The sequence below is a fragment of the Bradyrhizobium sp. 159 genome (assembly GCF_023073795.1).
Lineage (GTDB): Bacteria > Pseudomonadota > Alphaproteobacteria > Rhizobiales > Xanthobacteraceae > Bradyrhizobium.
This window is the reverse complement of the sequence record NZ_JADPKE010000090.1, coordinates 25,907-46,315: the sequence shown is the minus strand read 5'-3', so window position 1 is coordinate 46,315 and position 20,409 is coordinate 25,907. Positions and strand designations below refer to the sequence as shown.

At 63.9% G+C, this 20,409-nt stretch carries 18 protein-coding genes and 1 tRNA gene; 7 read left to right on the top strand and 12 right to left on the bottom strand.

Annotated elements, in window-relative coordinates; all coding sequences use genetic code 11:
• The first annotated feature begins 44 nt into the window (after positions 1–44).
• Positions 45–1,607 carry a winged helix-turn-helix domain-containing protein gene (locus tag IVA96_RS28015; RefSeq protein WP_247420561.1) on the top strand — a complete coding sequence of 521 codons (1,563 nt, stop codon included), beginning with the start codon at positions 45–47 and terminating at the stop codon, positions 1,605–1,607.
• Positions 1,608–1,792: 185 nt separating this feature from the next.
• On the opposite strand, the gene IVA96_RS28010 is transcribed toward IVA96_RS28015, so the two are convergent.
• From IVA96_RS28010 to IVA96_RS27980, 7 genes are all read right to left on the bottom strand, one after another.
• Complete coding sequence (locus IVA96_RS28010; RefSeq protein WP_247275783.1) at positions 1,793–2,002, bottom strand: hypothetical protein; 210 nt, start codon at positions 2,000–2,002, stop codon at positions 1,793–1,795.
• A gap of 162 nt (positions 2,003–2,164) precedes the next feature.
• On the bottom strand, positions 2,165–4,045 hold the full coding sequence (locus IVA96_RS28005) for a response regulator (RefSeq protein ID WP_247420559.1): 1,881 nt from the start codon (positions 4,043–4,045) through the stop codon (positions 2,165–2,167).
• A 39-nt stretch (positions 4,046–4,084) separates the two neighbouring features.
• Complete coding sequence (kaiC, locus tag IVA96_RS28000) at positions 4,085–5,575, bottom strand: circadian clock protein KaiC (protein ID WP_247275721.1); 1,491 nt, start codon at positions 5,573–5,575, stop codon at positions 4,085–4,087.
• Complete coding sequence (locus IVA96_RS27995; RefSeq protein WP_247275720.1) at positions 5,572–5,856, bottom strand: circadian clock KaiB family protein; 285 nt, start codon at positions 5,854–5,856, stop codon at positions 5,572–5,574. Before IVA96_RS27995 ends, kaiC begins: the two co-directional genes overlap by 4 nt.
• A gap of 164 nt (positions 5,857–6,020) precedes the next feature.
• Positions 6,021–6,668 (bottom strand): response regulator transcription factor, encoded by a 648-nt coding sequence (locus IVA96_RS27990; RefSeq protein WP_247420557.1) that lies wholly within the window; start codon positions 6,666–6,668, stop codon positions 6,021–6,023.
• A gap of 266 nt (positions 6,669–6,934) precedes the next feature.
• Positions 6,935–7,019 (bottom strand) — tRNA-Leu (locus IVA96_RS27985).
• Positions 7,020–7,198: 179 nt separating this feature from the next.
• A complete protein-coding gene (locus IVA96_RS27980) occupies positions 7,199–7,441 on the bottom strand; it encodes a FliM/FliN family flagellar motor switch protein (RefSeq protein ID WP_011088012.1) in 243 nt (80 codons plus the stop codon).
• Positions 7,442–7,539: 98 nt separating this feature from the next.
• On the opposite strand from IVA96_RS27980, the gene lipB reads away from it, so the two are divergent.
• Both lipB and IVA96_RS27970 read left to right on the top strand, forming a co-directional pair.
• Positions 7,540–8,289, top strand: a complete 750-nt coding sequence (gene lipB, locus IVA96_RS27975; RefSeq protein WP_247275718.1) for a lipoyl(octanoyl) transferase LipB — start codon at positions 7,540–7,542, stop codon at positions 8,287–8,289.
• 171 nt (positions 8,290–8,460) lie between these two features.
• Positions 8,461–9,171, top strand: a complete 711-nt coding sequence (locus IVA96_RS27970; RefSeq protein WP_247420554.1) for a DNA helicase — start codon at positions 8,461–8,463, stop codon at positions 9,169–9,171.
• A 57-nt stretch (positions 9,172–9,228) separates the two neighbouring features.
• Here IVA96_RS27970 and IVA96_RS27965 read toward each other — a convergent pair whose 3' ends face one another.
• Positions 9,229–9,651 carry a 4-oxalocrotonate tautomerase family protein gene (locus IVA96_RS27965; protein WP_247420552.1) on the bottom strand — a complete coding sequence of 141 codons (423 nt, stop codon included), beginning with the start codon at positions 9,649–9,651 and terminating at the stop codon, positions 9,229–9,231.
• Between the two features lie 110 nt (positions 9,652–9,761).
• Here IVA96_RS27965 and IVA96_RS27960 point away from each other — a divergent pair, with 110 nt between their 5' ends.
• Together IVA96_RS27960 and IVA96_RS27955 are read left to right on the top strand one after the other, a co-directional pair.
• Complete coding sequence (locus IVA96_RS27960; protein WP_247420550.1) at positions 9,762–10,616, top strand: LysR substrate-binding domain-containing protein; 855 nt, start codon at positions 9,762–9,764, stop codon at positions 10,614–10,616.
• A gap of 157 nt (positions 10,617–10,773) precedes the next feature.
• Positions 10,774–12,294 carry a PAS domain-containing sensor histidine kinase gene (locus tag IVA96_RS27955; protein WP_247420547.1) on the top strand — a complete coding sequence of 507 codons (1,521 nt, stop codon included), beginning with the start codon at positions 10,774–10,776 and terminating at the stop codon, positions 12,292–12,294.
• A 254-nt stretch (positions 12,295–12,548) separates the two neighbouring features.
• On the opposite strand, the gene IVA96_RS27950 is transcribed toward IVA96_RS27955, so the two are convergent.
• The 4 genes from IVA96_RS27950 to IVA96_RS27935 all read right to left on the bottom strand — a co-directional run bounded on the left by IVA96_RS27950 (position 12,549) and on the right by IVA96_RS27935 (position 17,046).
• Entirely contained in the window at positions 12,549–12,848 is a 300-nt protein-coding gene (locus IVA96_RS27950; protein WP_247275713.1) for an acylphosphatase, read from the bottom strand.
• Positions 12,845–13,711 carry an isocitrate lyase/PEP mutase family protein gene (locus IVA96_RS27945; RefSeq protein ID WP_247420542.1) on the bottom strand — a complete coding sequence of 289 codons (867 nt, stop codon included), beginning with the start codon at positions 13,709–13,711 and terminating at the stop codon, positions 12,845–12,847. The genes IVA96_RS27950 and IVA96_RS27945 overlap by 4 nt, the downstream gene beginning before the upstream one ends.
• A gap of 60 nt (positions 13,712–13,771) precedes the next feature.
• On the bottom strand, positions 13,772–15,787 hold the full coding sequence (locus IVA96_RS27940) for an acetyl/propionyl/methylcrotonyl-CoA carboxylase subunit alpha (protein WP_247420539.1): 2,016 nt from the start codon (positions 15,785–15,787) through the stop codon (positions 13,772–13,774).
• A gap of 188 nt (positions 15,788–15,975) precedes the next feature.
• On the bottom strand, positions 15,976–17,046 hold the full coding sequence (locus IVA96_RS27935; RefSeq protein ID WP_247420537.1) for a putative zinc-binding peptidase: 1,071 nt from the start codon (positions 17,044–17,046) through the stop codon (positions 15,976–15,978).
• A gap of 205 nt (positions 17,047–17,251) precedes the next feature.
• Between IVA96_RS27935 and IVA96_RS27930 the strand changes: the two genes are divergently transcribed.
• Together IVA96_RS27930 and IVA96_RS27925 are read left to right on the top strand one after the other, a co-directional pair.
• Positions 17,252–19,729 (top strand): PAS domain S-box protein, encoded by a 2,478-nt coding sequence (locus tag IVA96_RS27930; protein ID WP_247420534.1) that lies wholly within the window; start codon positions 17,252–17,254, stop codon positions 19,727–19,729.
• 188 nt (positions 19,730–19,917) lie between these two features.
• The gene (locus tag IVA96_RS27925) at positions 19,918–20,358 is read left to right on the top strand and encodes an EamA family transporter (RefSeq protein WP_247420532.1); all 441 of its coding nucleotides are present in this window, start codon (positions 19,918–19,920) and stop codon (positions 20,356–20,358) included.
• Positions 20,359–20,409: the final 51 nt, after the last annotated feature.

Genomic DNA, 20,409 nt, shown 5'->3' with positions numbered 1-20,409 from the left:
TAAATCAGTTCCGAAAAAGTCGCGAAAAATGTAGTCTCCAGGCGATGACCACCCACGAATTTGGTCCCTACCGGCTCGATGCAGAGGCCGAGATGCTGTTTCGCGAGGCCGAACCGGTCGCGCTCGGTCGGCGCGCCGTGGTGCTGCTGCGGCTCCTGATCGAACGGGCCGGAACACCGGTTTCCAAGGACGCATTGATGCAGGCGGCGTGGCCGGGGCTTGCGATCGAGGAGAGCAATCTGACGGTTCAGATCGCCGCCCTGCGGCGAATATTTGCCGACGGCGACAGGGGCGCGGCTTGGATCGAGACGCTGCCGCGCCGCGGCTACCGTTATGTCGGGCCGCCGGTCGCCATCGACTTTGGAGCCGGCCAGCCTGCCTCATCGGCGCCTGCAGGGTCCGATAGGCTGTCACTTGCAGTGCTTCCGTTCTCGAATCTGAGCGGCGACCCCCGGCAGGATTACTTTTCCGACGGCATCACAGGCGATATCATCGCCGAACTATCGCGGTTCAGGTCGCTGTTCGTCGTCGCCCGCCACTCCAGCTTCGCCTACAAGGACAAGCCTCCCGAGATCAAGCGCGTCGGCCGCGAGCTTGGCGTCAGGTATGTCGCCGAGGGCAGCGTGCGCAAGATCGGCAGCCGGGTGCGGGCGACCGTTCAACTGCTCGACGCCACGAGCGGCTATAATCTCTGGACCGAGCGCTACGACCGTGAACTCGATGACATCTTCGCGCTCCAGGACGAGATCGTCGGGGCGATCGTCGCGGCTCTGCCGGGCCGGCTTGAGGACGCCGGCCGCGAGATCGCCCGATGCAAGCCGACCGCCAGCGTGACCGCCTACGATCTGGTTCTACTGGGGAACGAGCGGTGGCGTCAGCTGACCGTGAAGGGCATGGCCGAAGCCAGGGAGTATTTCCGGAACGCCGTCGCGCTCGACCCGCAATATGCCCGCGCCCACGTCAACATCGCCTGGACCATGGTCTGCGACGCGTTTCTCGAATCGCCGACCATCGCGACTTTGGACGAGGCGCTTCGCGAGATCGAGACCGCGCTCGACATCGACGGCGGCGACGCCTGGTCTCATGGCGTCTTCGCACAGCTATTGTTCCTGCTGAATGAAGACGCCAAGGCCGAAATCCATTTCAGTCGAGCTCTCGCACTCAATCCAAACGATGCCGACGTCGTCGCCGTCTTCGCCAACATTCTGGTCTATTGGGGACGGTGGCGCGAGGCCCTCCTATGGATCGGGTCAGCCAAACGGCTGAATCCCTTTCCGCCCAACCTGTACCATTGGTATCACGCGCTCGCCCTCTATTCGGGCCGCGAGTATACGCAGGCGGTCAATGCGTTGATGGAGGCGCGATCGCTCGATAGGTGGTCACACGCTCTCCTCGCGGCGTGCTATGCGCAGATCGGACGGCTCAACGAGGCCCGATCCGAAGCAGAGGCATTCATCAGCGAGCGGCGTCGAGAACTTAACGCGCGTGGCGAGGCCGCACCCGCGAAGACACTCGACTTGGCCCGGGCCCGAGCCGACCGCTATCGCGATCCCGCCGACCGCGAGCACTTTCTCGATGGTTTGCGCAAAGCGGGCCTCACCAGCTGACAGCACGCGGCGCTCCTGTTGCGACGCTCGCGCCGAGCAAGGCCATGAACTTCGGCCGCCAAACGAGACCTAATCCTGATGGCCCGCCGCAGGCGGGCGTCTCATGGATGGCCGCGGCGAGCTATCCGCCACGCTTCCTTCATATGCGATAGCCCTGCCGTGAATGGGGCCGCACCGTGCTGTGATCAGCGCCATGCCTTCTCGTTCTTTTGTTCGTAGTCTTTGAAAGCCTTCTCGAGGCCGCCCAAAACCTCGGCGGACGTTTCGAACATCGCCTTCAACTGCGGTTCGTCGACTTTCTCGATGTCCTCGCGCAAATGGCTCCGGATATCGCGGAGAGCCTTCTGCATCTTCTGTGTATGGTGTCGGGGATCACGATCTGCCGCACTTGCCATCGCCACTCTCCTCGCTGCGAATATTGCCGGCCGAAGTGCAGGAGCGTCCGGCAAGATGGGCCTTTAACGGCCCGAGGGAAGCCTGGTTCCAATTACGAAATCCGATAAAGCCGGCATGAAATACAGGGAATTGCTCATGGAGTTCAGCTGCACATTCAGTATCTACGAGTGAACCTCCATTCGCTCAAGCGCGGCGATCAGCTGATCCACGTCGAAGGGCTTGGTCAGAATTTCAAGTCGCGCCGCAGGCGCGAAGCGTTGCCGAATCTCGTCATCGGCGTAGCCAGTTGTCAGGACGATGGGCAGGTCTGACCGCAGGGCTCGAAGCTCCTCAACCAGTCCATCTCCGGGTCGGTCGGGAAGCCCGAGATCGACCACGGCGGCCGCCAGCTCGTGGTGCGTGCTTCTCGCCTTCAGGACTGCCTCCTCGAAGCTTGTCGCGGCCTCGGTGACGAAGCCCCTCTCCGAGAGCATGTCCGTGAGCAGCAGGCTCAAGAGGAATTCGTCTTCGACGACAAGGACGCGCCGCGTGGGGGCGTTTCCGTGGTTCAAGAGTTCGCGCACCCTGCCACCAAGCTCCGCCGAGGAGAACGGCTTGCTGAGCAGTCTGGTGCCGGCCTCGAGGCGGCCTTCGCGAATGAGGACGTCACCGGCATAGCCGGTGGTGATGAGAACCTTCAACCCGGGGCGATGCGCACGAGCACACTCGGCGAGGTCCTTCCCGGTGAGCTGGCCGGGAAGGCCAAGATCCGTGAACAGAAGGTCGACCCTGGCGCCGCGCTCGAGTATCTTCAGCGCCGAATGCGCGTCGCTCGCTTCGATCACCACATATCCGAACTCGCGGAGGCTGTTGCTCGCGAAAGCCCGCACATCCTCGTTGTCCTCGACGACAAGGATGGTTTCGCCCTCTCGTGAGTGGAGGACAAACGGACTGTCTTGCTTTGAGGCTTGCGGCGGCGGCAGAGCGTCGGATTGCGCCGCCGCCTTCGGAAGCAGGATCTCGATCCTTGTTCCGCCATTTGGCTTGCTCGACAGCGTAATGTGGCCCCCACTCTGCCTCACAAAGCCGTAGACCTGACTGAGGCCCAGCCCCGTTCCTCTTCCATCCGGCTTTGTCGTGAAGAAAGGCTCGAACACGCGACTGAGCACGTCAGGAGTCATTCCACAGCCTGAATCGGTCACGGCGATGAGGACGTGAGGGCCTGGGCGTCCTTCATCCTCGCGGGTTTCATCGGCGAGCTTTCGATCGATATTCGCCACTTCAATTGCGATACTTCCGCCCTCCGGCATCGCGTCTCGGGCGTTCACGGCCAAGTTCAGAATCGCCGATTCCAGCTCCGTCGGATCCACTTCGACCGGCCAAAGATCCTCTGCGACCGTCGTTCTGACGACGATCGTCTCTCCGAGCGTCCGTTGCAGCAGATCGGACAAGCTCGAGATCAGCTCCTTGAGATCGACGAGCCGGGCCTCCAGCGGCTTCTGGCGGGCAAAACTCAGCAGCTTCGCCGTCAGCTGCGCGGCCTGCCGGGCACCCCGCGCGGCATTTTCGAGCGCATTGGCAATCCGGCTGTCGGCTCCTGCAGTCACGCGCATGGCGCTTTCCAGATTTCCGAGCACGACCGTTAGCAGATTGTTGAAATCGTGTGCGATGCCGGCGGTCAGCCGACCCACTGCCTCCATCTTGGCGGCATGGCGCAGACGCTCCTCGGTGGCTCTGCGGCTCGAAATGTCGCGAATGCTCGCAAGGCGCGCAGGCCGGCCATCCCAAGTCGTCTCAACCGTGCGGATTTCCGCATCGATGACGCGTGCGCCCGGCTGATGAACCGAGATCTCGGTCATATCGTCCACGACAAAGGGAATGCCGATGGGTGATCCGATCAACGATCCGATCGGGCGGCCAAAGATCGTTTCCGAGGCCGGATTGGCAAACAGCACGACGCCGGATTCATCGACGACAATGATGCCGTCGGCATTCTTTTCGATCAGAAACCGGACCTCGGACTGATCGATCGCCGGCTTTGTGGACGGACCCGCTATGCTCATGATTCACCTGAAGCGGCCATGTGAAATGCGTCGGCGAGCTCATTCCCTGAATACGTTCGGAGCCCGACTGAACGGCTCACCCAAATGCATGCCGGCGCCGTCTATCGTGAAACGCCGGATCTCCTTGGCATGCTCGCTGCCGCGCATCTTCAACACCATCAGCCCGCGATGCATGATCTCCTGCTCCTGGATGTATCGCAGCAGAATTATGGAGTCGGTCATGGTGGAAATGTGCTGCTCGCTTGCGCTTTCGCCGCCCACCAGAGACTTGCTGGTCGCCGTGCACAAACCGGCGATCTCCCGCTTCTTGATGAAGGATGTCAGGCTGATCAGGAACTCGCGGAAGCCGGTCTCGGGGGCAATTCGCTCCAGGGCCGAAAGGCTGTCGACGGCAATTCGGTTGGGCTTGAATTCGTCAACCAGCGCCTGGATCGTCAACAGGTGATCGGGCAGCCCCTGGGCTTCGGGGTACAGGCAAACGATCTTCAATTTTCCTTCCGCCTCCATCCGCGCGAAATCGGCGCCCCAGCCCGTGGCATTTCGGAAGAGCTGGCCCTTGCTCTCCTCGTATCCGAACAGAATGGCTCTTTCCCCGGCCTCGACGCCGCCTGCGAGAAAATTCGTGACCAGCAGCGTCTTTCCGGTGCCTGTGGCTCCGCTCACGAGCGTCACGCTGTCTCGGAAGAAGCCTCCGCCGCACATCTCGTCGATTGCAGAATTTCCGCTGGTGACCCGCACGGTGCTGGACTGTTGCTCGAGCCGGAGAGACGACAGCGGAATGGCGACGACCCCGCGTCCTGTCAACAGCGTGAATGGCGCCTCGCCCTCCGCGTGATGGCTGCCTCGCATCTTGAGCACCTCGATCGTCCGCCGGCGCTTCTCTCGGTAGAGGAGATTACGCAGGATGACGACATTGTCGGCGACGAATTCCTCGAGCCGATGCCGCGTGATCTCTCCATATTCGCTGTTTCGCTCCGCCGTCATCAGCACGGTCAGGCCCGCCTTCTTCAAGGCCGTGCTGATGCGAAACAGCTCGCGCCTCAGTATCTTGGGATCGCTGATGAAATGATCGAAAAGCTGAGTGAGTGAGTCCAGCACCACGCGCTTGGCGTTGACGCTCCTGGCTGCATGCATGATTCGGGACAGCAGCCCCTCCAGGTCGAAGTCGCCGATGACCAGTTCGTCCGTGCTCGGTGGGCTCGCGTCGACGAACGCGAGGCGACCGGCCTTCCGCCACTTTGCCAGTTCCCAGCCGAACCCGCTCATATTGGCCTCGATATCGGCGGGCGGCTCCTCGAACGTGACCAGCACGCCGTTCTCGTTGAACGTCTCGATGCCGTGCGCGAGAAACTGGGTGGCGAACACCGTCTTGCCGCTTCCAGGCGTGCCGCCGACGACCGTCGTTCGGGCGCGCGGGAGCCCACCCATCACCAATTCATCGAACGCATCGACGCCGGTCCTGACCCGCTCCAGTACGCTGGAGATCTCGGTCTCCTGGTCGCCGTCTTGGCCGCTATCCTGGGCGGTCATGCGTGATCTCCTTCGATTCCCATGAATTCAAGGATGCGTTTGGTATCGCTGAGGTCTCCGACGATGCGACGGGAGCGAGGGCCGTCCTCGTACGAAAGGGTCGGCGTGGCAATGATGCCGGCGCGGTCGGCGAGATCAGGACGCGTGAGCACGTCGATGATCTCGACGTCCCAGCCTTTGCTGCTCACCGAGGCGCGAAGGCGCTCAAGATTCTGCTGGGCGCGGCGGGAGCTCGCCGAGTTACCCGCAATGTAGAGTCGTAGCACGAGCGGAGCAGCCACCGGACATAGCCTTACTTTTTTGATCGTCGGGCCAATGCCGAACCAAAGCTGCCACTGCTCGCCCCTCCGGCGGTCTTCGGTCGCTCAACAAGCCTGCGCTCCGAAGGAACAACATGGTTCCCCGGAGCGCAAGAGAGAGAGAAATACTAGGCGACTAGTAGCGGCTAACGTTCCGCTCGATCCGCACGCGGTCGCCGCCGTCTTGCCTCCGCCAAAGCCTCGTTGGTGATCCCGCGCTCACGCGCCCAAAGGATTGCCGCGCTTCGCCGATTGACGCCGATCTTGCGATAGACCGATGCAACGTGGTTGCGGATCGTGTTCTGGGACAGGTGCAGCTGCTCGCTCATGTGCAGGTCGCTCTTGCCCTGACAGATCAGTCCAAGAATCTCCCGCTCGCGATCGGTGAGCAGTTCGATATCCGCCACAGAAGGATTCGGTTGAGCGATACGGACACCCTTCAGCTTCTCGATAATGGTTCGGGCAAAAGACGTTGTATCTGCCAGGACCGACTCGATCGCCGACATCGTGTCCTGGTTTGCCTCTTCCGTTTCCTGAATGATGCAGATGGCGGTCGGCGCATCCGACAGCGTCAGCGTTCGAACCGAAACGAAGCAATCGATGCTTTGACCTGCCGGCCTCCGAAGGGGCAGCTCAAGGCTCTTGAGACTTCCATCCAGCCGACTTCGGGTCTTCTCATCGACCCAAACGAGGTTTCCCTTCCTATCGACCACGATGGCGCCGTTCTCGAGAGCAGACAAAATCGCGGTCCAAGGTTCGTTTTCGCGCGCATCATCGCTCGCCATTCGGCCCATGGCCTGGCTCCCCTCTGGTTGCGGAATTCGACTTGCTTGGATTTGCCTGGATAACGCCCGCCCCCGGAACTAGTTCCTTCGTACCAAATGACTGGTAATTCTGCGCTAACGTGGCCTGATGCGAGCGGGTTCGCTCGCGGACCCGCGTGAATGGCGCTTTTGGTGGGGCGTCCGGCCTGAATTCGTGGACCGGACAAAGGGGATGAATATTCGACCAGCCGTCCGCAGACGAAGCGACCGCTCCGGACGCTCCGAATATGTGGGTGTGGTGCGCTCGGAGGGACTCGAACCCCCACGGTGTTACCCACTGCCACCTCAAGGCAGCGCGTCTACCAGTTCCGCCACGAGCGCTAGGAGATGCCGGCCTGAGGTCTTAGGCTGGCCGGATCAGCGGCCGCCGATCTAACAAATCCATCAGGGGGATACAAGCCTGCAAAGGCCCCGAATTCCACAAGGCAGGAAAGTTCATGCCCCTTCCCTTGGGATCTGGCTTCAGCCCGTGCCCAGGCCTTTACCTCGTCCCCGGGGCGCTACCGCGTCCCCGGCGTGCGCGGCAGCATCTGCTTGACCTCGACCGCGATCCGGTTGCGATCGACCAGCACGACGCCGGAGGCGACCGGCAAATTATTGGCCAAAACCTTGACCTCGTCGGCCTCGGTTGCGTCCAGTTCGATGATGGCGCCGCGGGAAAGACGTAATACCTGATGGATCGGCATGGTGGTCGTCCCGAGGACGACCATGAGATCCACGGTGACTTTATCGAGAGTGGGCACTGTCAGGACCGCCGCAACTTGGGACTGTGAACCAAAGGACTTTGAACCAAAGAACTTGGCATTTGCTCCGGTCATGATCACCACGTTATGGTTAGCCAATGGTTAATTCGCCTGAAAACCCCCGCCAAAACCCGCGTCACGGGCTCGATTTGGCGTCGTTTTCCGCCGCCGGCGGCGAGCCCGTCACGTGGCTTATTTCGCACGCTCCGGTGCCCTATCCGGACGCGGTAGCCGCCATGGAGGCCCGAGTCGCGGCGATCGCCGCGGGCGAGGCTGCCGAGCTGGTCTGGCTGCTCGAACATCCCCCGCTCTACACCTCCGGCACTTCGGGCAAAGAATCCGACCTGCTCGATCCACGATTCCCGACATTTGCGACCGGACGCGGCGGCCAGCTCACCTATCACGGCCCCGGCCAGCGGGTGGCCTATGTCATGCTTGACCTCAAGCGCCGCCGGCCGGACGTCCGGGCCTATGTGGCGAGCCTGGAGGAGTTGATTCTACGCACGCTGGCGGCCTTCAACGTGCGCGGCGAGCGGCGCGAGGACCGGGTCGGGGTCTGGGTCAGGCGGCCGGACAAGGGGCCAGAGCATGAGGACAAGATCGCGGCGATCGGCGTCCGGCTGAGACGCTGGGTGTCATTCCATGGCATTGCGATCAACGTCGAGCCGGAGCTGTCGCATTTCGCCGGCATCATCCCTTGCGGCGTCGCCGATCCCCGCTATGGCGTCACCTCGCTGGTCGATCTCGGCCAGCTCGTGGCCATGGCCGATGTCGACATCGCGCTGCGCCAGGCGTTCGAGCAATTGTTCGGGCCGACACGCGCGCTGGTGCCGGAAGCGGCGGTCTGACGCTTCCGTGGTCTTCGCGGAATCAGCTATGCTTGTTTCGGTGTCGCCCACACCTCCCCCCCTCCGCCGGGAAAGTAGACTTCATACCGGGCGAATTGATCTTCGACCGACTGTTCGAGCGCCAGGCATAAGGAGGGGTTGCGATCATGCTCGCAATGGGAGGTTCTCGCGATGAAATTATCTGCGCCCATCTATCATCTGAAGCGCAAGGCGAAACGCATGTCCCGCGAGCGAGGCATTCCGCTTCACGAGGCGCTTGACCGCATCGCGACGATTGAGGGGTTTTCGGCCTGGAGCATGCTCGCGGCGAAGGCGGCGGCGGTGACGCCGGCCAGCAGGCTATTCTCGCAATTCCGGCCGGGCGACCTGGTGCTGGTCGGCGCGCGTCCTGGTCACGGCAAAACCCTGATGAGCCTCGAGCTTGCGGTGGAGGCAATGCGGTCGGGCCATCGCGCTGCGTTCTTCTCGCTCGAATATACCGAGAAAGAGGTTCTGGACCGCCTCCGCGCGATCGGCGTGGAACCCGCACAATTCGACAGGCTGTTCGAGATCGATTGCTCCGACGCCATCAGCGCCGACTACGTCGTCAAGCAAATGGCCGCAGCTCCCTGCGGCACGGTCGTGGTGATAGACTATCTGCAATTGCTCGATCAGAGGCGGGAGCCGGACCTCTCCGTTCAGGTGCGCGCACTGAAATCGTTCGCACACGACAGGGGATTGGTCGTCGTCTTCATTTCGCAGATCAATCGATCCTACGACCCCTCCGTCAAGCCATGCCCCGATCTCGGCGATGTCAGGCTGCCAAATCCGCTGGACCTGAAGCTGTTCGACAAGATGTGCTTTCTGAACAATTCCGAAGTTCAGCTCCGGCTCGCGAGCTGACGATCCTCGATGTCCGGTCCGTGCCGCGGGTGAGATCGTCACCCGCGACCTCCGGCATCACGCCGCCTTGAGCGGGACCTCGAGCTTGCCGGCGATGTAGCGGCGCTCCTGAGTGAGGCCGCCGAAGCCATAGGCATCGCCCTTGACCTCGTCGACGTGCAGATAGGTCTCGGGATGCAGCGGGCCCAAAAGCTCGGCCATGCGCCTGAACATGGCAGCGAGATAGGCCGCCTTCTCGTCCTTGGTGTTGGTGCCTTCGCTGACGTGGATGTCGATCCAGTAGCTCGCAAGCTTCTGCTCGGCGAGCGACTTGCCGCCGGCGAACCAGTCGCTTGCATCGACCGATTTCACGATGATGGCAGTCACCTTGGGGTCCTTGTGCAGGATCGTTGCGGTGAGCTCGGACACGGCGTTCGCAATGTCGGCCTTCAGCGAGGGCGACTGGCGGGATGTGGTGTAGGACACGGTGATCAGGGGCATGGATGTTCTCCTCCGGAGCCGCGCAGGTCGCGCGGCGTTGATGAGAAGCTAGATCTCCCTTCGCCATTTTGGTATGTTATCGTTGATGATATCAATGATAACGACTTGTGATGACAGCCGTCCTCGACATCGCCACCGTCCAGGCCTTCCTGCTGGTCGCCGAGCTCCAGAGCTTCACCCGCGCCGCGGAGGCGCTCGGCACAACACAGGCGGCCGTCAGCCTGAAGATGCAGCGGCTGGAGACGCTGCTCGGAAAGCGTCTCGTCGAACGCTCGCCGCGCGCGGTCCGGCTCACCGCCGAGGGCGCCGCGTTCCGCGATCGTGCCCGCGCGCTGATGGAGGCGCATGACCGGGCGCTGTCAGGTGAGGCTTCAGTCGCGCAGACGCTCTCGCTCGGCATCTCCGACCATGCGGCGGGGCCCGAACTCGTCCCACTGCTCGAACGCCTGCACGCGATGTCTACGAATCTCACCCTCGCCGTCACCATCGGCTTCTCGCGCGAGATGCAGGATGCCTATGACGCGGGGCGGCTCGATGCGGTGATCGTGCGCCAGGAGGGCAGCCGTCGCGGCGGCGAAAAATTGGCCGAGGACGAGTTCGGCTGGTTCGCCGCAAGACGCTTCACGCTACGGAAAGGTGAGCCGTTGCCGCTTGCGACGCTCGCCCCACCTTGCGGCGTCCGCGCCGTTGCCGTCCGCGCACTCGACAAGGCCGGCATCGCCTGGCGCGAGCGCTTCGTCGGCGGTGGCGTCACGGCGGCCGTCGCGGCCGCGCTTGCCGGCCTCGCGGTCGCGCCATTGGCGCGGCGGATTGCGCCTCCCGGGCTGGTCGACATCGGGCCGGCACAGAAATTGCCGAAACTCGGCAGCTCGAAAGTGATGCTGCATTCCAAGGTTAGCGATCCCGCTAAGCTTACGGCGCTGCGTGCAGTGACGGCGACGTTCCGGAGCGGCACGGCGGCTTGAGGCCGAACGCTCACAAGATGGCCTCGAACGCGCTGCGCAGCGTCTCGTGAGCGGCGGCCGATTTGCATACGCCCCCCGATGTTTGCCTAAAAATGTCCCAGATTGGGGGAACCATCCGGCGCCTCGGGCGTTTGCCCCCGTCGAGGCGGGGTCCGGAATGGTTAAAAAGTCTAGTCAGCAGAGAGACTTGTTCGAGAGCGAACGCAGTTTCCGGCTGTTGGTTGAAGGCGTTGCCGACTACGCCCTTTACATGCTCGACCCCAGCGGGATCATCACGAGCTGGAACATCGGTGGCGAGCGCATAAAGGGCTACTCGCCCGGGGAAATCCTCGGCCAACATTTTTCGCGCTTCTACACCGAGACCGACCGCGCCAACGGCAAACCGGCGCGGGCGCTGGGCATCGCGCGGGAAAAGGGCCGCTACGAGGAGGAAGGCTGGCGTGTCCGCAAGGACGGCACGTTCTTCTGGGCCAGCGTCGTGATCGATCCGATCTATGAGGACGGCGAGCTGGTCGGCTTCGCCAAGATCACGCGCGACATCACCGAACGCCGCAATACGCAGCTCAAGCTCGAGGTGATGCAGAAGCAGCTCGCCGAATCCCAGAAGTTCGATGCGCTCGGCCAGCTCACCGGAGGGGTGGCTCACGATTTCAACAATCTCCTGATGATCATCAGCGGCAGCCTCCACATGTTGAAGAGGGGCACTGACGACGAGGCCAAGGTTCAGCGCGCGATCTCGGCCATCGAGACCGCCACCAAGCGCGGCGCGGCGCTGACCAACCAGCTCCTCACCTTCGCACGGCGACAGAGCGTCAATCCGCAGGCGGTCGATTTCGCCGAGCGTATCGCGGCGATCCGCGAGGTGCTCGATGCCGGCGTCGGCAGCTCCGTGCGTCTGGTCTTCGACATCAGTGGCGAAGTGTGGCCGATCAAGACCGACGTCTCCGAACTCGAGACCGCGCTGCTCAACCTCGTCATCAATGCCCGCGATGCGATGCCCGACGGGGGCACGGTGACGATCGGTGCGCACAACGTCGTACTCCATGAGCCCCCGCTCGCCGGCAACTTCGTCGCGATCGACGTCAGCGATACCGGGTTCGGCATTCCCGATGACGTCCTCGACAAGATCTTCGAGCCGTTCTTCACGACCAAGCCGATCGGAAAAGGCACCGGACTCGGCCTCTCCCAGGTGCACGGCTTTGCCCACCAGGCGGGCGGCACGATCAAGGTCGCCAGCGAGCTTGGCAAGGGGACCACTTTCACCATCCTGCTACCGCGCGCGGACGACGCCCCATCGCGCGAGCCGGCGGGAGCATCATCGTTCCGCGGCAGCGGCACGGTGCTGCTGGTCGAGGACAATCCGGACGTCGCCTCCGTCAGCGTCGGCCTGCTGGAACAGCTCGGCTACAGCGTGCGCAGGGTCGCCGATGCCGAAGCTGCGCTGCTCGAGATCGAGAAGAACGGCGTCGACTTCGTATTCTCGGACATCGTCATGCCCGGCAAGATGGACGGGCTCGGCCTCGCCCAGCACCTGCGCCAGATCCGGCCCGGCCTGCCGATCCTGCTCGCCACCGGCTATAGCGAGGTCGCCGCCGGCGTGCGCGGCGATTTCCCGATCCTGCGCAAGCCCTACGAGATCCACGAGCTCAGCGAGGCGATCGCCAAGCTGCCGCGGTGATTGCTCACCTCTCCCCGCTTGCGGCAGGGCAATCGCATGGCGGCGTTCTGATTGCGCGCCTCGTCCCTTCGAGATGACCCTCTGCGCAGTCTCCTCCAGGATGAGGCTAATCGGCTTCGGTGCTCGTTGAAACTGCTGCCGCGCATTCCATCCTCATCCTGAGGAGCCCGCCTAAGCTGGCGTCTCGAAGGATGGCCGCAGGGAAACGCTCTCAACATGCGATAGCTTGCCGCAACCGGAGAGCGGGAGCACACCTACGCCGTCGGTAACACCGAAAACGCCTCCCCTGCCCGGCGCAGGTTCAGCTCCTCGGCACCCGCAGTCTCGCTGGTGACGCTGTCGACGCGCGAGGACGGCGGGCCGTGGCGGCACAGCGCGACCATGTCGGCGACGTGCTTGGGCGTGCCCGCGAACAGCGCTTCGACGCTGCCGTCACGGCGGTTGCGGACCCAGCCTTCGAGACCGCATGCAGCCGCCTGGGATTCGACCCAGGCGCGGTAGCCGACGCCCTGGACGCGGCCGCGGATCACGACCTGGAGGATCGCCCGCGTCATTTTCTCGGTCCAAGATAATCGGCGCTGCGCGCCTTCACATCGGCCTCGCGCATGACGCGGCTGGTCAGTTCCGATGTGGGCAATCCCTTCAGCGCTTTCGGTGCCGTGCCCTCACGCAATGCCTTCTGAGTCTCGTACACTGCCTGCGTTGCAGCCGCGATCGGCGCATGGCCCTGCAGCGCGATGCGCACGCGTTGGCTCTCGAGATAGTCGGTAGCGTTCAATTCCTCCGGCGCGCCGCCGAGCACGAGCGGCAGGTGCGTGGCGGATGCGATGGCCGCGAGTTCCGCGTGCGACCTGATGCCGGTGAAGAACAGCGCGTCCACGCCGGTGGCTTCATAGGCCATGGCGCGCCGGATCGCATCTTCGATGGACGTGATCGAGGCAGCTCCCGTGCGCCCCATGATGACGAGCGAGGGATCGCTGCGGCCGTCGAGCGCCGCCTTCATCTTGCCGACGCCTTCCTCGAGCGGGATCAGTTGCGTGTTCGCCTCGCCGAACGCCGCGGGCAGCAGCGTGTCCTCGATGGTGAGGCCGGCAGCCCCCGCCGTCTCCAGCTCCTGCACCGTACGGCGCACGTTCAGCGCGTTGCCATAGCCGTGATCGGCATCGACGAGGACGGGAAGCGCGGAGGCGCGCGACATCCGCCGCATCTGCTCGGCAAGCTCGCTCAGCGTGATCAGCGTGACGTCGGGATCGCCGAGCACGGCGAGCGAGGCCACCGAACCGCCGAACATGCCGAGCGGAAAACCGAGGTCCTCGGCAATGCGGATCGAGATAGCGTCGTAGACCGAGCCGGGATGGACGCAAGCCGAGCCCGACAGGATCGATCGCAGTTTCTCGCGGCGGGAACGAAAGGCCATGGTTGCCTCACTCTCCATTCCTCATCCTGAGGAGCGTCTGGCGTTGCGCTCCGGCGCGCTTCACGCAAACTCCAAAATCAGCGCGTCCACCGCGAGGGTCGCGCCGGCGCTGGCGTGGATCTTCTTCACAGTGCCGTCCTGCTCGGCGCGCAGCACGTTCTGCATCTTCATGGCTTCGACGACGGCGAGCGTCTCGCCGGCCTTGACCTCCTGCCCCTCGTTCACGGCGATCGAGACCACGAGGCCCGGCATCGGACAGAGCAGCTTCTTGCCGGTGTCCGAAGCCGTTGTCACTGGCATCAGCCGGGCCGAGGCCGCTTCAGCCTCGGTCCAGACATAGACGGGCACCTCGACGCCCTGATGCGCGAGACGAATGCCGTTGGCAATCGGGCGGGCCTGCAGCGCGACGAACTGTCCATCGATGGTGCCCTGCCAGACCGGATCGCCGGGCTTCCACGGCGATTGCAGCAGATGCGCATTGCCGGCCTTGCCGTCCGCATCGACGAAACGCACCGTGATTGCTTCGCCCTCGCGCGCAACCTCCAGCAGGATCTCCTGGCGATCGAGCCAGACTGCGCGGCGGCGCTCGCGCTGCACGATGCGGCCGCCCATCTGGCCCGAGATCTGCCGCTTGCGCTCGCCGAGCACGTGATCGATGGCGGCGCCGACCGCAGCGATCCGCCGCGCGACCTCGCCTTCGGGCACGCGCACCGCAAAGCCCTTGGGAAACTCCTCGGCGATGAAGCCGGTGGAGAGCCGTCCCTCGCGCCAGCGCGGATGGTGCATCAGCGCGGACAGGAACGGAATGTTGTGCCTGATACCGTCGACATAGAAGGAATCCAGCGCTGTCGCCTGCGCCTCGATCGCGGCCGCGCGCGAGGGGGCATGGGTCACCAGCTTGGCGATCATCGGATCGTAATGGATCGAGATCTCGCCGCCCTCCTGGACGCCGGTGTCGTTACGCACGGTGATACCATCCTGGCTGGCTTCCGCCGGCGGGCGATATTTCACCAGGCGCCCGATCGAAGGCAGGAAGTTGCGGAACGGATCTTCGGCATAGAGGCGCGATTCAACCGCCCAGCCGGTCAGCGTGACGTCCTTCTGCGCAATGGCGAGCTTCTCGCCGGCGGCAACGCGGATCATCTGCTCGACGAGATCGATTCCGGTCACGAGTTCGGTGACGGGATGCTCGACCTGGAGGCGCGTGTTCATCTCCAGGAAGTAGAAGCTCTTGTCCTGCCCTGCGACGAACTCGACGGTGCCGGCGGAATCGTAGTTCACGGCTTTCGCCAGCGCGACCGCCTGCTCGCCCATCTTGCGGCGGGTTTCCTCGTCCAGCAGCGGCGACGGTGCCTCCTCGATGACCTTCTGGTTGCGGCGCTGGATCGAGCATTCACGCTCGCCGAGATAGATCACGTTGCCGTGCTTGTCGCCCAGCACCTGGATCTCGATATGGCGGGGATCAACGATGAATTTTTCGACGAAGACGCGGTCGTCGCCGAACGAGGCCTTGGCCTCGGCCTTGGCGAGGTTGAAGCCCTCGGCGACCTCGGCCTTGGAGTGCGCGATGCGCATGCCCTTGCCGCCGCCGCCAGCGGAGGCCTTGATCATGACGGGATAGCCGATCTCGTCGGCAATGCGGACCGCGTGCTTGTCGTCCTCGATGACGCCGAGATGGCCCGGCACGGTCGAGACCTTGGCCTTGGCCGCCGCCTTCTTGGATTCGATCTTGTCACCCATCGCCGCGATCGCGCCGGGGTTCGGGCCGATGAAGACGATGCCGGCCGCCGCCAGCGCGCGCGGAAACGCCTCGCGCTCGGACAGGAAGCCGTAGCCGGGATGCACCGCTTCCGCGCCGGTCTTGCGGCAGGCGTCCACGATCTTCTCGATCACCAAATAGCTCTCGGCCGCGGCGGGTGGGCCGATCAGCACGGCCTCATCGGCCATCTCGACATGGAGGGCATCGCGGTCGGCCTCGGAATAGACCGCAACGGTCTGAATTCCCATCCGGCGGGCAGTCTTGATGACCCGGCAGGCGATTTCGCCGCGATTGGCGATCAGAATGCGTTTGAACATGCTTTTCTTGAGTCTCGACCTTGGGCGGGGACCCCTTTCCTGGCCGCTGGGGCCTATGGGAAACGGGCCGTGTGGCTCCCGTGGTACATCAAAATGGGCCGGAGGCAACGGTCTAAATCCCTCCCCTCTGGCGTACCAGCGCAAGACCGGAATGGGCTTGCGCAACGGACGACTGGCCCTGGCACCGCCTACAGCTTCCCGGCCTTGGCCACGTCCCGCACGAGGCCGTGAACAAAGCCAAGCTTGGCGACTACCGCGGGCGACAGGATGAAGGGATAGAGGTCGCGCAGGCCCATGGCGCGGTTGACGCTGTTCATGGCGAAGGTGAAGGGCAACCATGCGTTGACCAGCGCTTCCACATCCCGGGCCTCGTAGGGGTCGAAACGGATGCGCGCCGTCAGCTCCCCGTCGCGGTCGACCTTGGGGCGTACCTCCATGCCGAACTCGGCGGCCATCTCCAGCGTGTCGACGATGTGGAGATAGTGCGCCCAGGTCTCGGCAAAGTCCTCCCACGGATGCATCGTCGCATAGGCCGAGACGTAGTTCTGCTGCCAGTTCGGCGGCGCGCCTTCGGCATAATGACGCTGCAGGGCCTGGCCGTAATCGGCCGAATCGTCGCCGAACATGGCGCGGAATTGGTCTAGCTTGTCCCCGTCGCGCACCAGCACGTCCCAGAAATAATGCCCGACCTCGTGGCGGAAATGCCCGAGCAGCGTCCGGTAGGGCTCGCCCATCTCGAGCCTGCGCCGCTCGCGCGCGAGGTCGTCGGCCTCGGTGAGCGCGATCGTGATCAGGCCGTTGTCATGGCCGGTCATGATCTTCTCTCCGCTGTGCGGATCGTCGGCGAGGAAATTGAAGATCAGCCCATGCGCGGGATTGTCCTGCCGGGTCTGGAGCGGCAGCTTCCAGCGGATCAGGGAATAGAACAGCCGGTGCTTCGCCACCTCCAGCTCGCGCCAGCCGGCGAGCTGCGCCGGATCCGACAGATCCGGCACGATGCCGTTGTGACGGCAGGCGCGGCAATAACCCGTGCCGTCACCCGTATCCGTCAGCCAGTTGCAGGAATCGTATTCGGCATTACGGCACAGCATGCGGCTTTCGGCCTTGTCGACCAGCGTCCTCCAGGCCCCGCCGTCGGGCTCGATCGCCGACATCGTCTCCTTCTCCGGCAGGAAGGCGACGCGGTGGCCGCAGCGCTCGCAAGCGCGGTTCTCGAAATACAGGACGTTGCCGCAGGCTTGGCAGACAAAGAGCTTCAAGATTTAGCCTCTTCGGAAAGGAAGGCTTGTGAATGAGTTGTGGCGCCTCGCAGATAGGCGCGCAGAGGGCCCATCGTTCCAACGTCAGGAACAAATAGCCAGCGGAGGCGTTCGTTCGTATCCTGCGTCATCCTGCGCCTTACCTGCATATTCCCGTCTAAGCGATGGCCATCACGCTCCGTCTGTGTGAATATCGGTCCGGCACGTGCGCACCCGCATGACAACGGCCGACGCCTTGACCGATCCTTTGCCCGAGACCCTCGCTGCCGAAAGGCTGCGCCAGCACCTCGAAGACGTCGCGCGCGAGCGCGACAACGCCTACCGCGCGCTTCAGGAGCGCGAGGCCGAGCTCGCACGCATCCAGCGTATCGGCAAGGTCGGAGGCGTCGAGGTCGACTTCCGCGAAGGGTTCAAGAACCGCCGGTCGCCCGAATATCTGATGATCCACGGGCTGCCCCCGGAGGCCACGGACGAGACGCACGAGGACTGGGTCAACCGCATCCATCCCGAGGACCGCGACGCGACCGTCAGCCATTTCTTCGAGGCTCTCGCCGGAACGAGCCAAGACTACACTGCCGAATACCGCATCATCCGTCCCAGCGACGGCGAGACCCGCTGGATCCGGGTCGTCGCCAAGATCGAGCGCGACAGGGACGGCCGCGCCATTCGGCTCGTCGGCGCCCATATCGACATCACCGACCAGATGCTCGCGCGCGAGACGCTGCGCGAGAGCGAGGAGCGCTTTCGGCTGATTGCCGACAGCGCGCCGGTGCCGATCTGGGTGACCAAGCTCGACCGCAAGCGGTCCTTCGCCAACCAGGCCTATGTCGATTTCGTCGGCCTGCCCTACGATCAGGCCATCGATTTCGACTGGCGCAAGGTGCTGCATCCGGACGACCTGCCGCACGTGCTTCAGCAATCCGTCCAGGGCGAAGCTTCGCTAAAGCCGTTCGTGCTGGAAGCGCGCTACAAGAACGCCAAGGGCGAATGGCGCTGGCTGCGCTCGGAATCGCAGCCGCGCTGGGATCCGACCGGCAAGCATATCGGCTTCATCGGCGTCGCCCACGACATCACCGCGGCCAAGCAGGCCGAGATCGAGCTCCGGCAGCTCAACGAGACTCTGGAAGAGCGCATCGCCCAGCGTACCGCCGAGCTCGAAGCCAACGAGGCGCGGCTGCGTGCGATCCTGGAGACCAGTAACCAATATCAGGGCCTCGTCAATCTCAGGGGCGAATTGCTTTACGCCAACAAGACCGCGCTCGCCGGCATCAAGGCGAATTCCTCGGACGTGATCGGAAAGCCGTTGTGGGAGACGCCCTGGTTCACCGGCACGAGCGGCATGAGTGCTGCCGTGCGAGAGGCCTTCGACAGGGTGCTCAGGGGCGAAGCCGTGCGGCTCGAGATGCGCCTGCACCTTCCCGTCGGCGAGCGCGATTTCGACTTCGGCATGCGTCCGGTGCTCGATCGCCACGGCAACATCACCGGTGCCGTGCCAGAGGCCGTCGACATCACCGAGCGCCGGCGCGGCGAGGAAGCGCTAAGGCAGTCGCAGAAGATGGAGGCGATCGGTCAGCTTACCGGCGGCGTCGCGCACGATTTCAACAATCTCCTCACCATCATCCGTTCGGCGACCGACTTCCTGCGCCGCCGCGAGCTGCCGGAGGAGCGCCGCCGCCGCTATGTCGACGCCATTTCCGAGACGGTCGAGCGCGCCTCCAAGCTGACGGCGCAGCTGCTGGCATTCGCGCGGCGGCAGCCGCTCAAGCCGCAGATCTTCGATGTCGGCAGCCAGGTCGAGAGCATCGCGCAACTGATCCGGCCGCTGGTCGGGGGCCGCATCGACATCGCGGTCGAGATTGACGATACCCGCTGCTTCACCCTGGCCGACATCGCCCAGTTCGAGACCGCGTTGATCAACCTCGCCGTCAACGCCCGCGACGCCATGGATGGCGAAGGCCGCCTCATCATCGCGGTGCGCAAGGTCGAGGGCATTCCGAGCCTGCGCGCACAATCGCCGCGCGGCGGCGACTACATCGCCATCTCGGTCAGCGACACCGGTCGCGGCATCGCGCCGGAACATCTCGACTCGATATTCGAGCCCTTCTTCACCACCAAGGAGGTTGGCAAGGGCACGGGACTCGGGCTCAGCCAAGCCTTCGGCTTCGCAAAACAATCCGGGGGCGACATCGCGGTGACGAGCGCGCAAGGCAAAGGCGCGACCTTCACCATCTATCTGCCGCGGGCGCAGAGCCCTGTAACGGACAAGGAAGCAGCGGCACTGACCTATGAGGCGGCGGCCACCGGGCGCGGCTATCGCGTCCTCGTGGTCGAAGACGACGACGAAGTCGGCCGCTTCTCCACCGAGTTGCTGGAGGATCTCGGCTACGTCGTCCGCCGCGTCGCCAACGCCAATGCGGCGCTGACCATCCTCGACGAGAACGAATTCGCCGTGGACCTCGTCTTCTCCGACGTCATCATGCCCGGCATGAACGGCGTCGAGCTCGCCGGCGTCATCCGCGAGCAGTATCCGGGTCTGCCGGTCGTGCTCACCTCTGGCTACAGCAACGTGCTCGCCGAGAACGCCCATCGCGGCTTCGAGCTGATCCAGAAGCCGTATTCGGTGGAATCGCTCTCGCGCATCCTGCGCAAGGCGATCACGGAGAAGCTGTCGATGGCACGGTGAACCTCTTTCGGCGTCCGGGCGAAAGCCGGGATCCATATCGCGTGATTTCCCTTGTGGCACACGCATCGTCGCTCTTCGCCAAACACCTTTTCGTGCTTGTGGGTCGCGGCCTTCGCCGAGACGACATTTGAGTGTTAGGCTGCAATTGCCCGCACAACGATGATCAGCCGCCACACGTAAAGACCCTGATGAAACCCGCGCTCCTCTCCGCCTGGCAGACCTGGGCGATCCTCTCCGCCTGCTTTGCCGCGCTGACCGCGATCTTTGCCAAGGTCGGCGTCGAGAATATCAATCCGGACCTCGCCACTTGTATCCGCACCATCGTGGTCCTGCTCGCATCATCGGTGCTGCTGCTCTGCACCGGCCAGTTCGCCATGCCCTCAGCGGTCTCGTCGAGAACCTGGTTATTCCTGGTGCTCTCGGGGCTTGCGACCGGCGCGTCCTGGCTGTGCTATTTCCGAGCGCTGAAGCTCGGGCCCGCAACGCTGGTCGCGCCGATCGATAAGCTCAGCGTCGTCTTGGTCGCGCTGTTCGCCTTCGCTTTTCTCGGCGAGCGCCCGACGGCTCAGGGCTGGCTTGGCATTGCCATGATCGGCGGCGGCGCGGTGCTGCTCGCGGTCAAGTTTTGAGGAGCCCGGCGTGATCCGCGGAACCAGGCCGGCAACACGAAGGTTGCTGCC

Coding starts and splice junctions, on each gene's coding strand:
- IVA96_RS27955 (WP_247420547.1), top strand. CDS start 10,774: ATGGTTAAAAAGTCTAGTCAGCAGAGAGACTTGTTCGAGAGCGAACGC.
- IVA96_RS27925 (WP_247420532.1), top strand. CDS start 19,918: ATGAAACCCGCGCTCCTCTCCGCCTGGCAGACCTGGGCGATCCTCTCC.
- IVA96_RS27960 (WP_247420550.1), top strand. CDS start 9,762: ATGACAGCCGTCCTCGACATCGCCACCGTCCAGGCCTTCCTGCTGGTC.
- IVA96_RS28005 (WP_247420559.1), bottom strand. CDS start 4,045: ATGAGCATAGCGGGTCCGTCCACAAAGCCGGCGATCGATCAGTCCGAG.
- IVA96_RS27970 (WP_247420554.1), top strand. CDS start 8,461: ATGAAATTATCTGCGCCCATCTATCATCTGAAGCGCAAGGCGAAACGC.
- IVA96_RS27965 (WP_247420552.1), bottom strand. CDS start 9,651: ATGCCCCTGATCACCGTGTCCTACACCACATCCCGCCAGTCGCCCTCG.
- lipB (WP_247275718.1), top strand. CDS start 7,540: ATGGTTAATTCGCCTGAAAACCCCCGCCAAAACCCGCGTCACGGGCTC.
- IVA96_RS27990 (WP_247420557.1), bottom strand. CDS start 6,668: ATGGGCCGAATGGCGAGCGATGATGCGCGCGAAAACGAACCTTGGACC.
- IVA96_RS27940 (WP_247420539.1), bottom strand. CDS start 15,787: ATGTTCAAACGCATTCTGATCGCCAATCGCGGCGAAATCGCCTGCCGG.
- IVA96_RS28010 (WP_247275783.1), bottom strand. CDS start 2,002: ATGGCAAGTGCGGCAGATCGTGATCCCCGACACCATACACAGAAGATG.
- kaiC (WP_247275721.1), bottom strand. CDS start 5,575: ATGACCGCCCAGGATAGCGGCCAAGACGGCGACCAGGAGACCGAGATC.
- IVA96_RS27945 (WP_247420542.1), bottom strand. CDS start 13,711: ATGGCCTTTCGTTCCCGCCGCGAGAAACTGCGATCGATCCTGTCGGGC.
- IVA96_RS27950 (WP_247275713.1), bottom strand. CDS start 12,848: ATGACGCGGGCGATCCTCCAGGTCGTGATCCGCGGCCGCGTCCAGGGC.
- IVA96_RS28015 (WP_247420561.1), top strand. CDS start 45: ATGACCACCCACGAATTTGGTCCCTACCGGCTCGATGCAGAGGCCGAG.